The following is a 13,078-nucleotide window of genomic DNA, read 5'->3' as shown; positions in this document are numbered from 1 at the left end:
CAATAACAGTTAATTTTTAATCTTATTTCCTAATATATATCTTTAAATCCTGCGAACGAAACCCCTTCAGCCAATTCTTAACCAAATCTCAACAAAAAATACATGAAAACCTTACAGTTTTTTTACAGAGCATCAGCTGAATCCATTCATAATTTACAAAAATGAAATCAACTTTAACACTTTACTGTTTTTTCGGCTCCTAGTCAACAGCATGCTGCCCGGCTTCTTAATAAATCCAACCCGATAGTAATTACCCTGTGCAGGAGATTAGTAAACACATGCACCTATTTCATCCTACACATTTTTCGAAAATGAAGGAAGGGTATAATTCCTTATTATTCCAAATAAAGACTGGTCTGCTATCATGTATAGGATAGCAGACCAGTCTTTCGTCTAGTATTTAATATCAAATGCGCTGAACGCTTCTTCCGTTTCGTATTCAATCTGCTCAATCTCTTCTACCTTCGCCAGCGGACTCCCTTTTTCCATTTCACCAATGAATGCTTCCACTTGCTGGTTTTCGCCGGCTGCCACAATTTCAACGGAACCATTGTCCATGTTTTTGGCCCAGCCTTTAATATTCCTTTGAATAGCCTTCGTCTGTGCATAATACCTGAAACCGACTCCTTGAACATGACCATGCACCAGCAGTTTCGTTTTCACGGATACCGCCTCCTTATTGAATGCGATTCTTTATGGTTTCAATGACATCATTTTTAACGTCTGCCCAAAATTCAGTGTCAGAAGTAAAACGCCTGGATACATTTTCAGCGAAGACAGCGAATAATTCTTTAAATTCCGGAGCTTCTTTGTCCGGAAGGTATTGCTTTTGTTCATCTACCCAATTCTGGACAGTTTCCGTACGCGGTCCCCATCTTGCTGTCTCTTCTCCATTTTCATTAATCAAAATAACGATTGGGATAGAGCGGGCTGTCCCGTTTGTTAAATAGTGATCCATAAGCTCCAGATTATCGTCCCTGTTCAGGTAGCGTGTTTCAATAAGTGCCTCTCCGGAAAGCCTCATGAGAATCGGCAAGTTCATCATCGCATCGCCGCACCAGTCAGCTGTCAGTATAATTGCACGAAGGTTTTCCTGTTGAAGAGTCTGCAGAAACACTCGGTCTTCTTCTTTCATTTGAAAGCTGTTGTAGATATGAAGCAGGTTTTCCTTATGCACACTCATTCTTTGAATATAGGCTTCTTTCGTTAAGCCTTTCTTAAACCATTCGTTTAGCATAATGAACAGCCTCCCGTATATCTTCTCACGTTCTACTATATATAAGAATGGAGGAGAATGCCAATGTTCCGGTTAATAGCCTATGCCCTTACTTTTGCTCTATTTACGGATGGGCCGTCATACCGCTGGAACATGACATAATATAGAGCGGCGCTCAGCAGCGCAAGCAGGCAGAGGATGAAAAAGGTCAGGTCAAATCCGAACCAGACAGTCATCGGTATAGAAATAGGTGCGATCGTTCTTCCGATTGTAAACCGGAGGCTCGCCGCAGCAAAATACTGTCCGCGCATGGCTTCAGGGGCCATTTTTGAAATAAAGCTCTGCTGAAGCCCTGCAGTCATCAGCTCAGCAAATGTGAAGAGCGCCATTGCACCGAGAAAACCGGCTGTACTCGCCATTTGACCGAACCAAAGGATGGAAAAGGCATAAAAAATGGAGGAAAGGATAAAAACGTTCCGTTCTCTGTATTTGGTCATCCACCGGGTAATGGAGATGGTGAATACTGCGACAAGCAGACCGTTTTCAGACAGAACCATTCCAAAAGACTGTTCACCGTTCACAGATAAGGTCCAATCCGAAAGGGTAAAGAGTGTCTCCTTTTCGATGACTTCCTTAATGTAAACAGGAAAGAGCAAATCCAGCTGCATGAACGTCTGTGCCGCGAGTATTCCCGCCAGGATATAGAGGAGGAACGTGCGGTCGCGGAAGATGATTCCATAGTCTTTCATTTGCCCGCTGACCGCTTTATACCATTTTAACTTTTCCGGATCTGCAGAAGTCGAAAGAACAAGCGGCGCCGTTTCCCTTGTCCACCTCTGCAGGATGAAAGATGCAAGAAAACAGACAAGCCCGGCCACAACCAGAAGCTGCACCTTATAATGGACATAAAAAATGCTTCCAAGTATCGGTCCAAGCACAACCGCTATATTCAGAGACGTATAGAAAACGGCGAACACGTCGCTACGGTCTTTCTCAGCGACGACGTCTGCAATCATAGCCTGACTCGCAGGCCAGTACAGAGCACCGAATACCCCTGCAAGCGCAAAACAAACGAAAGCAAGTGATGGCAGATCTACAGCGGGAGCCACGGCAATTCCAAAAACGATAAAGGAAATACCCTGGCCGGCTGCCGACAGGACCATCATCTTCTTCCGCCCGAAACGGTCAGCGCTGTATCCGCCAAGAAGGTTAGCGAAAACGGAGAATACCTGTGCCGCTATTAAAAACAGTCCGGCCATCTCCTTGCCGAATTCGTCAGAAAAATATATAGCAAGGAAAGGAAAGAACATCCAAAATGTAAGATTCATCATCGCTTCCCCGAAAAGCCGTACCTTTAAGTTAAAATCCCATTCTTTAATCTTCATGGCCTTATCCCCAATTCCTGTAAAGTCACTCCCTAATCATAACCTGAAAAGAAGGGAACATGAACGGTTATATAGAAATAAATTATGCTGCAAGTAAAAGGGGGAAGGACATGAAGATTTCGGGAATCAATCATTTGCTTTATTCCGTTTCAGATCTGAAGAGATCGATATCTTTCTATGAAAACGTATTAAACGCAAAGCTATTGATGAAAGGAAAAACAACTGCCTATTTCGATTTGAACGGGATCTGGCTCGCTCTCAATGAAGAAAAAAATATTCCAAGGTCAGACATTCATCTGTCCTATACCCATACAGCCTTTTCAATAGAAGAAAAAGATGCAGAAAACATGCTTGAGAAGCTTAAACAACTCGGTGTCACGATTCTCTCGGGGAGAACGAGAGATGAAAGAGATAAAACATCCATCTATTTTACAGATCCGGATGGTCATAAATTTGAATTTCATACGGGCACTCTTCAGGACCGGCTGGATTATTATAGAGAGGAAAAAGAGCATATGGAGTTTTTTGAATGAGGAGAAATTCATGGGATAGGAACTCATAAAAAACCCCCTTCTGCATTAGTGAACAGAAGGGGTACGCATTAAACTTCCTGTTTTCTATATTTAACAAAGTTTGTTTCTACTTTCGGTACAAGCCTTGCTCTCTTTTTTATATCCTTAATGTTCATCTGCTGCTTGGCCACATAATCTGCATAGCGGGAATTCCAGAACTTCACTGACCAGACCATAAAGAAGACGGCAAGGGCGGCTACTCCAAACATGGATGGCCAGAAGTAAGGAGACACAATCGCTTGTTCATAAGCCAGGCCAAGCGGTGAGAAGACAATGTATGTCATCACAACGAGAGCAATCAGTAAGGTGGATGTAGAAAGTGCATATTTCCAGGGCACCATGTCTACAGCGGACCTTGATTTAAATTCATATGGGGTGGATCTTGGCTTCCAGACACCAAACATAAGCATGATCGCTACTTCTGCTGCAAACAGGACGGCATAGATGTAAATGAAATTGATATCCCATTTAAAGCCGAATAGCTGATCGGTTCCCCAGATGAGCATGTAATAGGCAATGACGTGAAAGACGATAATGACTTTACATGCGATAGCCGGCACATATTTTGTAAGAACACCGATTAAGACAATAGCGATAATCGGAACGTTGAAAAATCCGGTGAATTTACGGATTAAATCCCAAAGTCCGTTTGGTGCGTACATTAAAAGCGGTGCGATAAACAGTGTAACAAGTGCAAGGAATGTACCAAACCACTGGCTTACCATGATGAGCTTTTTATCGCTGACCTTCGGGTTGAAACGGGCTTTATAAACATCAAGGGCAAGCATCGTAGCCGCACTGTTTAATAGAGAGTTAAAAGAACTGAATACTGCACCAAGCAGGACGGCAAGGAAAATACCGGAAAGCCATGTAGGCAGTACCTCTGCAATCAGGGTAGGATAAGCAAGGTCAACAGACTCGAGCGAATTTCCATACTGATGGAACACAATGACACCCGGTACCATCATGAAAAGAGGAATCAGAAGCTTATAAAACCCAGAGATGATTACTCCTTTTTGCCCTTCAGCCAGGTTTTGAGCTCCAAGCGTACGCTGAATGACGTACTGATTAGAGGCCCAGTAGAATAGGTTGGCAATGATCATCCCGGTAAAAATCGTACCAAATGGCACTGAATCTTCCGGACCGCCGATTGCGTTCAATTTCTCTGAATGGTTCGTAGAGATTTCTTTGATGCCGTCAAGAAAGTTTCCGCCTCCAAGTGCGATGAAACCCAGTATTGGGACGAGGGCACCGATAACCAGCAATCCGATTCCGTTCAGAGTATCCGAGATTGCTACCGCCTTCAGTCCTCCGAAGATCGCATAAACGGCTCCTATGATCCCAATCCCCCATACAATCACCCAGATGGATTGTTCATAGCTGATGCCGAAAATGGCTGGAACATCAAACAGCTTAAGAACAGCAATTGCGCCTGAATAAAGCATGGATGGACTCGTAACCAATATGTAGCCGAGCATAAATAAAATAACTGTATACAATCGAACGCCTTCATCAAAGCGTTTACTCAAAAATTCGGGAAGGGTCGTGAAGTTTCCGCCCAGGTATTTAGGCAATAGGTAAAGCGCCATTATAATAATGGGGATGGCAGCTGTAACCTCCCAGGCCATATTCGTTAAATTTGTGCGGTAAGCCTGTCCGTTCAATCCGACGAGCTGTTCGGCAGACAAATTCGTGAGCAAGAGTGAACCAGCAATGAATGTTCCGTTCAAGCCTCTTCCGGCAAGAAAATATCCGTTGGAATCCCCTACATTGTCTTTGGATTTTTTATATGAAATCCAAGCAACAATTCCCATAAATAAAGCACAAGTTAAAAGTGTAAACCAGAGATTCCCTGCACTCATGTTGTTCTCTCCTTCTGTTCAAGTTAATCTCGCTCAAAGCGTACTGTTTAAATAACCAAATCAGAAGAAATTCAAACCAAAAGATTTATATTGAAAACATATTTAAGGACAAAGACTCACGGCACACTGGAAAAATAGACCGGAAAAGTCCTTCAAAAATAATTTATGTATACGAAAATGCCGGATCTTCGTAAGACCCGGCAGGAAACCTATTTTTCTTTAATAATCAGCACTTTAGACATTTTTTGTTTAATACAATCTTTAAGGTCATCCCCTGACACCAGCCCAAGGGTTAAGGCAGCCTCGATTTTGTCTTTATCCGGCTTCTTCACTGTTCGAATACAGTCTTCAAGCTTCAATGCTTCCAATCTGGCAATGAGGGTATCCTCTGCATAGGTTTCAAGAGACCGGATCTGCCGCTGGACCACGTACTCTCCCAATTCCATTTTACCCTTCTGATTTTCCCCGAAACGGCCATCTAAATAAGCGTTCAGCTCTTCTTTAAGCTGGTTTTGCTCTGACTCAAGCTCCTTAATCTGCAAAGAAATCTTCCGGTACCGGGCTGCTTTTTCCTCCATACTCACTAACTTGTCCCCCTTCAATGCCAGTTTATAAATTCATATGGCAAGCTCATAAGAAATATGACGGCTGAAGAATGGGCGCAGCCGCTTAGGCTGATATATGCAGCGGGCAGGAAGCTTAGCAATCGGTTGGTAAACCCGCACAGAATTGATTATTCGACTTATTCATCTTATGATGAAAATAGAGCAGGACAGGCTGATACAGGCACCGGTCTGTTCAATCCAGGTCCTGTAATGGCTTAGAAACCCTATGGGAGGGGGTACCGGGAATGCTGAATATTGCTCACCGGGGAGCGTCAGGGTATGCGCCGGAAAATACGAAAGCATCCTTTGATTTAGGAATAAAAATGGGAGCCGATTATTTAGATTTTGATGTGCAGCGTTCCAGAGACGGCGTGCTGGTCGTAATTCATGATACGAACGTGGAGAGGACGACTGACGGAAGCGGTGAGGTCCGTGACAGGAAGGCAGCGGAGCTGTTAAAACTGGATGCGGGCAGCTGGTTTTCACCTGAATTTAAAGGGGAGCGCATTTTGACTTTTTCACAGGTGCTCGACCGGTACAACGGGAAGGCTGGTATGCTGATTGAACTGAAAAGTCCCTCTTTGTATCCGGGGATCGAGCAGCAGACAGCGGCTGAGTTAGCGAAATATCCCCTTGCAGACAAGGTAGTCCAGTCTTTCGAGCAGGAGTCGATGAAGAACATGCACCGGATTTTGCCCGATGTAAAAATAGGAGTCCTGATGAAATTCCGTCCGCTTGGAATTTCTTCCGCGATGCTTAGGGATATATCTGAATATGCACATTTTCTTAATCCCAGCAAAAAGCTGGTTTCGCGCGCCCTTGTTCAAAAAATCCACGCTCTTGGAATGAAAACGACACCCTATACAGTAAGAAACAGAGAGGCAGTGTCTTTTCTAAAAAAGATGGAAGTCGATGGGATGATTACAGATTACCCTGATTATATAAATGAAATAAGGTAACAGAGGGGAGAGCTGGGGATGGATTTTTCTGCAATTGTTTCCGAGGATAAAATTAAAAGAGCGATTAAAGATGGGGAGTTTCAGAACCTGAATGGATTGGGAAAGCCGCTGGTTTTAGAGGACCTTTCAAGTGTGCCTGAAAACCTTCGCATGGCATACAAAATGCTGAAAAACGCAGGCATGCTCTCGGAAACGGATTTGAAGAAGGAACTTATGACCATAGATGACCTCATGAAGAATTCCTCTGATAACGAAGAGCGGGAAAAGCTTTCAGCAAGACGTTCTAAGCGTGAATATGAACTGGAAAAATTGCTTGAAAAACGGAATGCTTTCTCTTCACCTGCATCAGCACTTTACAAACAAAAGATAGAACGCCGGTTAAAGGGCCAACCAGGCAGATTGCGCTAAGTGCATCTGTCTTTTTTATCGGGCAGATCCGCCCTCCGGCGAAAGGACGCACAATTTGAATTTTTTAGGTTGTTCCACGGGAAACATGTCGAATTAGGAGGTGCAGAAAATGTTTATTATGGGGGTTGATTTGTCCGGTCCATCAAACCATAAGGATACAGCCGCCGCCCTTTTCAGGCTGGAGGGGGAAACCATGCATCTTGAAGAGCTGCAAACTGGTTTGAGTGATGCAAATATTTTAGAGCTTGCAGAAAAGACGGATGGTTCTTCACTCGCTGTCGGATTGGATGCTCCGCTTTCATATAATGACGGCGGAGGGGACAGGCCTTCTGATAAATGGTTCAGGAAAGAAATGGCCAGGCATGGTTTGCGCTCCAGCTCCATCATGCCGCCCACATTGACCAGGATGGTGTATTTGACGGTGAGGGGGCTGAAAGTAGCTTCTCTTTTGGAGGGGATGGGGACCAATCTTAAAATGGCTGAGGTTCATCCGGGCTCAGCTTTACTCACAAGACTAAACGACGGTGAAAAAGAGCACGGACTCCTGTATAAAAACGCTGCTGAATCAAGAACCTATGTTGTAAATTGGTTCGCCCGGCAAAGCATTTACGGGATTCCGGAAGAGGCAGCCGAATCTGCCCATTCAATCGATGCGATAGCAGCAGCGATGGCGGTCAGAGACTGGATCAGATCCGCTCCAAAACTCATTTATCCAAAGTCTCCTCCTCATCATCCGTATGATTTTTTATGCTAAGAAATCTTACAAATTGTAACAACCCATTAATATTGGCTGCAGAAAACTTTTTTACACACCTCCCATATTCGTGTAACCTTCAAAAAAGGTTGCTGTAGACCCACACGAATTTGATCTGGTAGGATAAAGCAGGATTAAAAACGGAGGTCACTTGATGAATGCACCTAAAATTGCTTTTCTTTCTGTAATCAGCAATTCATTTATTGTTCTTTTAAAAATAGCGGTCGGAATCGTTACAGGGTCAGTAGCGGTTCTCTCTGAAGCCATACATTCGTCCCTGGACCTTCTCGCCTCACTCATTGCCTTTTTTTCTGTCAGGCTGTCAAACCGGCCTGCCGATAAAGAACACCCTTATGGACATGGGAAGGTAGAGAATGTATCAGGCACGATTGAAACGCTGCTCATTTTCGTCGCAGGCATCTGGATCATTTATGAATGTGTACACAAGCTGTTACACCCAGAGCCTGTTCATCTTCCTCTTCTTGGAATCGGGGTTATGGTCCTGGGTGCTGCAATTAATCTCGTGGTTTCAAGGGTTGTAGGGAATATAGCGAAAAAAACGAATTCAGTAGCAATGAAATCCAACGCGCTGCATTTGCTCACGGATGTGTATACATCACTCGGAGTTGCGGTGAGCTTGCTGCTAGTAAGTCTGACAGATTGGTATTTCCTCGATCCGCTTATCGGAATTGTCCTTGCTATTTACATTATGACCGAGGCCTTTAAACTGATGAGAGAATCCTTTCCGCCGCTTCTGGATGCCCGGCTTTCTGCAGAGGATGAGCAGCAGGTTATCCGTATTGTGAATTCTTACAGCGATCAGTATATTGAATTTCATGATTTCAGAACACGTCAGGCCGGTCCGGAAAATTATGTGGATTTCCACCTCGTCGTGCCGTCCGGAATGAGTATAGAATCGGCGCATGAGCTTTGCGACCGGATTGAAGCGGACATTCACAGCCAATTCGAGAAGATGGAAGTGCTCATTCATCTTGAACCAGAGCATGAGCAGCTGTATCCAGGGGAAAAATAAGCAGACAGTGAACTGCTTATTTTTTTTGCATTTTTCTTGAAAACGTGTACAGACATGTTTATAATGAAATTGTAACTTGTACATACAGGTTACAATAAGAATGTAAGCGGATTAATATCCTGCTAAAAGCTCACTCTATGGATAAAGAACTCATATATTGAAAACGATTACGGGAGGGAAAGGTATGAGCAACCATAAGCAATCTGCAAAGGAGATTGTTGAGGCAATCGGCGGCAAGGAAAACATTTCAGCTGCCACACACTGTGTAACAAGGCTGCGCTTTGCTCTGAAGGATGAGAGTAAAGTAGATAAAGAAAAATTAGAAAGTATCGATGTCGTTAAAGGATCTTTTTCAACGAATGGACAATTTCAGGTCGTCATCGGACAGGGAACGGTTAATAAGGTATACAGCGAAATGGCTGAACAAACAGGCATTGGCGAAGCGTCCAAAGAAGAGGTGAAGACAGCTTCTGAAAAAAATTTAAATCCGCTTCAGAGAGCTGTCAAAATGCTGGCAGACATTTTCATTCCGATCCTGCCTGCAATCGTAACCGCAGGTTTGCTGCTTGGGATTAATAACTTGCTTACCGGAAAAGGGATTTTCTTTGATGACCCGCTGATTGTGGTCTATCCGCAATGGGCGGATCTTGCAAGCATTATCAGCTTAATAGCCAATACCGCCTTTACCTTTTTGCCGGCTTTAATCGGGTGGTCGGCAGTAAAAAGGTTTGGGGGCAGTCCTCTTCTTGGTATTGTCCTGGGTTTAATGCTAGTTCACCCTGACCTGCTTAGTGCTTATGCTTACGGGGACACGAAGGAAATACCGGCATGGAACATTTTTGGTCTGACCGTTGAAAAAATTGGATATCAAGGCCAGGTTCTCCCGATTTTAGTCGCATCGTATCTCCTTGCCGTGATTGAAAAGTTCCTGACGAAACGCGTGCCCGACAGCATTCAAATGCTGATCGTACCGCCTGTTACTCTATTGGTTACCGGTTTTGCCTCGTTTATTGCGATTGGTCCGTTGACGTTCGCTCTTGGAAATCTTTTAACAGATGGCGTTATTGCACTTTTTGCGAACTTTGCCGCATTAGGCGGACTGCTTTACGGCGGGTTATATGCTGTACTGGTTATCACCGGGATGCATCATACGTTCCTTGCGGTTGACCTTCAGCTTGCAGCAGCCGGCGGAACATTTTTATGGCCGATGCTTGCGCTTTCCAATATCGCGCAAGGTTCCGCTGCCCTTGCCATGATGCTTGTGACAAAGGATGAGAAACAAAAAGGACTGGCCGGTACGGCAGCACTTTCCGCTTATCTCGGAGTAACGGAGCCTGCGATGTTCGGAGTAAACTTGCGATACCGCTATCCGTTCATCGCAGCCATAATCGCATCTGCTATCGGCGGTCTTATTATCAGCATTAACAGCGTTAAAGCCTTTTCTATCGGAGTAGGCGGGCTGCCTGCGTTCCTTTCCATTGATAAAGAATATTGGCTGTCATTTGGAATTGGTGTACTCATTACCCTAGTGGTTCCATTTGTGTTAACGTACATCATGGCAAGAGCAAAAAAAGCAAAATAAACGGAAGGGACAAGCAATTGTCCCTTTCGCTTTTTTCATCCTTACCTTATGGTTACAACAAAATTTACTGATGGTGGTGCATACAAATGAAACATCCGTGGTGGAAAAAATCGACCGTATATCAGATTTATCCGAAAAGCTTTAACGATACGACAGGAAATGGGACGGGCGACATTCAGGGCATCATAGAAAAGCTAGATTACTTGAAGGAACTTGGAGTGGACGTTGTCTGGCTGACCCCGATCTATTCATCCCCGCAAAAGGACAATGGATACGATATAAGTGATTACTACAGCATTCACCACGAATATGGCACAATGGAGGATTTCGACCGTTTGCTGGAAGAGGCTCATAAGCGGGATTTGAAAATTATTATGGACATTGTAGTCAACCATACATCCACAGAGCACGAATGGTTCAAAAAAGCTGCCGAATCAAAAGACAGTCCTTACCGGGATTATTACATCTGGAAGGAGTCCAAGGAAGATGGAAGCGCACCGACAAACTGGGTGTCCAAATTCGGAGGATCTGCATGGCAGCTGGACGAAGCTACAGGCGAGAACTACCTCCATCTATTCGACGTGACGCAGGCTGATCTGAACTGGGAGAATGAAAAGCTTCGCAAAGATGTGTATAGCATGATGAATTTCTGGTTTGATAAAGGGGTGGATGGGTTCCGTTTGGACGTCATTAATCTCATCTCGAAAAATCAGGATTTCCCTGATGATGATGGCTCCATCGCTCCTGGAGACGGCCGCCGTTTCTATACAGACGGTCCCCGGGTTCATGAATACATGCAGGAAATGAACCGGGAAGTATTCTCAAAATATGACGTGATGACCGTTGGAGAGATGTCCTCTACTACCATTGACCACTGTATCCGCTATTCGAATGAAGAGGGCACGGAGCTCAGCATGACCTTCAACTTCCACCATTTGAAGGTGGATTATCCGAACGGAGAAAAATGGGCACTCGCGGATTTTGATTTTCTAAAGCTTAAAGACATTTTATCTGAGTGGCAGGTCAAAATGAACGCAGGCGGAGGCTGGAATGCTCTATTCTGGTGCAACCATGACCAGCCAAGAATCGTATCCCGCTATGGAAACGACGGCGAGTACCGCACGGAATCAGCTAAAATGCTTGCAACTGTTATCCATTTGATGCAGGGAACCCCGTACATCTATCAGGGCGAAGAGTTCGGAATGACCAACCCTAAATTTGAGCATATCAGTCAATATCGCGATGTAGAATCTTTGAATATGCACAAGATTATGCTGCAGGAAGGCCGCAGTGAGGAAGAAATTCTGGAAATCCTGAAAAGTAAATCAAGAGATAATTCCCGTACACCCGTTCAATGGAACAAAGAACAGCATGCAGGTTTTACTACTGGAACCCCATGGATTCCAGCTGCAGCGAACTACGAAGAGATCAATGCCGAAGCTGCGGTAAAGGACAAAGAATCTGTTTTTTATCATTATCAAAAGCTGAATCGTCTCCGCAAAGAGAAGGACATAATTACAGACGGAGACTACCAGCTTATTTTAGAGGACCATCCTGACATTTTTGCCTATGTCCGTAATACTGAAGACGAAAAGCTGCTGTGCATCAACAACTTTTATGGAAAAGAAACGATGTTCGAGCTGCCATCCAGTCTTTCGTATGAAGGGTTCACAGCAGAAACGCTGATCACAAATTATGAGGACAGTCCGGCTTTTGCTGAAAAAATTTCATTGCGGCCATATGAATCCATCGTTTATCATCTAACCAAACAGAAAAATTAGAAAATGGTGAAGAGGATGGCAAAAACAAAATATCAAGTGGTGTATCAGGAGCTGCTCGAAACAATTCAAGAGGGCCCCCTGAATCCGGGCGACGTTCTTCCTTCCGAAAACGTCTTATCCGAAAAATACGAAGCTTCCAGGGAAACAATCCGCAAAGCGCTTAACCTGCTTGCCCAAAACGGCCATATCCAAAAGATAAAAGGTAAAGGGTCGGTCGTTCTGGACACTCAGCGAATGAGCTTTCCAGTATCCGGTCTTGTGAGCTTTAAAGAATTAGCCAAAACGTTCAGCTCAAAAGCGGTCACCAAGGTTCATCAGCTCGCCCTGGTCCATGCTGATGAGCCCATCATGAATCAGCTGACAAGCGGCAACAACGCGGATATTTGGAAAGTTGTCCGTTCAAGGGAAATCTCAGGGGAAAAAATCATCCTGGATAAAGATTATCTGGACAAAAAAACCGTCCCTTTTTTATCAAAGGAAATCTGTGAAAATAGCATTTATGAATACCTGGAGGGCGAGCTCGGCCTTAAAATCGGGTATGCCGAGAAGGAAATCACGGTAGAGGAATGCACAAGTGAGGACCGCGCCTATCTGGATTTGTATGACTACGCGCACGTCGTAGTCGTCAAGAACTATGTTTATCTGGAAGATACCACCTTGTTTCAGTACACCGAATCCCGTCACCGGCTCGACAAATTCCGGTTTGTCGATTTTGCACGGAGGGGTCAGGTATAAAAGGAAAGCCGGCGATCACTCGCCGGCTTTTTGTGTGGAACGGATATTGGAGCTGGCCCGTATTCGACAGGAGTTGGCCCGTATTCGACAGGAGCTGGTGCGCATTCGACAGGAGTTGGTCCGTATTCGCCAGGAGTTGGCCCGTATTCGACGGAAATTGGCCCGCATTCGACAGAAGTTGGTCCG

General features: G+C 44.6%; 13 protein-coding genes. 8 read left to right on the top strand and 5 right to left on the bottom strand.

The features are described 5' to 3' along the window. Positions 1-393: 393 nt before the first annotated feature. The 3 genes from yccX to ACQCV8_RS11260 form a co-directional block, all read right to left on the bottom strand. On the bottom strand, positions 394-663 hold the full coding sequence (gene yccX, locus ACQCV8_RS11270; RefSeq protein ID WP_426844729.1) for an acylphosphatase: 270 nt from the start codon (positions 661-663) through the stop codon (positions 394-396). Positions 664-676: 13 nt separating this feature from the next. Beyond that, on the bottom strand, positions 677-1,237 hold the full coding sequence (locus tag ACQCV8_RS11265; RefSeq protein WP_426844728.1) for a thioredoxin family protein: 561 nt from the start codon (positions 1,235-1,237) through the stop codon (positions 677-679). 80 nt (positions 1,238-1,317) lie between these two features. Next, entirely contained in the window at positions 1,318-2,601 is a 1,284-nt protein-coding gene (locus tag ACQCV8_RS11260; protein WP_426844727.1) for an MDR family MFS transporter, read from the bottom strand. A 110-nt stretch (positions 2,602-2,711) separates the two neighbouring features. Here ACQCV8_RS11260 and fosB point away from each other — a divergent pair, with 110 nt between their 5' ends. Next, positions 2,712-3,134: a metallothiol transferase FosB gene (gene fosB, locus ACQCV8_RS11255; RefSeq protein ID WP_426844726.1), complete on the top strand. Its 423-nt coding sequence runs from the start codon at positions 2,712-2,714 to the stop codon at positions 3,132-3,134. A gap of 68 nt (positions 3,135-3,202) precedes the next feature. Here the strand turns inward: fosB and ACQCV8_RS11250 are convergent, their stop codons facing one another. Together ACQCV8_RS11250 and ACQCV8_RS11245 are read right to left on the bottom strand one after the other, a co-directional pair. Further along, positions 3,203-5,035, bottom strand: a complete 1,833-nt coding sequence (locus ACQCV8_RS11250; protein WP_426844725.1) for a solute:sodium symporter family transporter — start codon at positions 5,033-5,035, stop codon at positions 3,203-3,205. A 209-nt stretch (positions 5,036-5,244) separates the two neighbouring features. Continuing rightward, entirely contained in the window at positions 5,245-5,619 is a 375-nt protein-coding gene (locus tag ACQCV8_RS11245) for a hypothetical protein (RefSeq protein WP_426844724.1), read from the bottom strand. Between the two features lie 266 nt (positions 5,620-5,885). Between ACQCV8_RS11245 and ACQCV8_RS11240 the strand changes: the two genes are divergently transcribed. The 7 genes from ACQCV8_RS11240 to treR all read left to right on the top strand — a co-directional run bounded on the left by ACQCV8_RS11240 (position 5,886) and on the right by treR (position 12,892). Then, positions 5,886-6,599 carry a glycerophosphodiester phosphodiesterase gene (locus ACQCV8_RS11240; protein ID WP_426844723.1) on the top strand — a complete coding sequence of 238 codons (714 nt, stop codon included), beginning with the start codon at positions 5,886-5,888 and terminating at the stop codon, positions 6,597-6,599. A gap of 18 nt (positions 6,600-6,617) precedes the next feature. Further along, positions 6,618-7,007 carry a DUF1992 domain-containing protein gene (locus ACQCV8_RS11235; protein WP_426844722.1) on the top strand — a complete coding sequence of 130 codons (390 nt, stop codon included), beginning with the start codon at positions 6,618-6,620 and terminating at the stop codon, positions 7,005-7,007. Between the two features lie 109 nt (positions 7,008-7,116). Further along, a complete protein-coding gene (locus ACQCV8_RS11230) occupies positions 7,117-7,761 on the top strand; it encodes a DUF429 domain-containing protein (protein ID WP_426844721.1) in 645 nt (214 codons plus the stop codon). A gap of 154 nt (positions 7,762-7,915) precedes the next feature. After that, on the top strand, positions 7,916-8,794 hold the full coding sequence (locus ACQCV8_RS11225; RefSeq protein ID WP_426844720.1) for a cation diffusion facilitator family transporter: 879 nt from the start codon (positions 7,916-7,918) through the stop codon (positions 8,792-8,794). Positions 8,795-8,978: 184 nt separating this feature from the next. Continuing rightward, the gene (gene treP, locus ACQCV8_RS11220) at positions 8,979-10,376 is read left to right on the top strand and encodes a PTS system trehalose-specific EIIBC component (RefSeq protein WP_426844719.1); all 1,398 of its coding nucleotides are present in this window, start codon (positions 8,979-8,981) and stop codon (positions 10,374-10,376) included. Positions 10,377-10,462: 86 nt separating this feature from the next. Next, positions 10,463-12,157: an alpha,alpha-phosphotrehalase gene (gene treC, locus ACQCV8_RS11215; RefSeq protein ID WP_426844718.1), complete on the top strand. Its 1,695-nt coding sequence runs from the start codon at positions 10,463-10,465 to the stop codon at positions 12,155-12,157. Between the two features lie 15 nt (positions 12,158-12,172). Continuing rightward, a complete protein-coding gene (gene treR, locus ACQCV8_RS11210) occupies positions 12,173-12,892 on the top strand; it encodes a trehalose operon repressor (RefSeq protein ID WP_426844717.1) in 720 nt (239 codons plus the stop codon). Positions 12,893-13,078: the final 186 nt, after the last annotated feature.

The organism is Metabacillus sp. 84, assembly GCF_050107715.1.
GTDB lineage: Bacteria > Bacillota > Bacilli > Bacillales > Bacillaceae > Metabacillus_B.
Note: the sequence above shows the minus strand (reverse complement) of the source record. Positions and strands in the feature narration are given on the sequence as shown.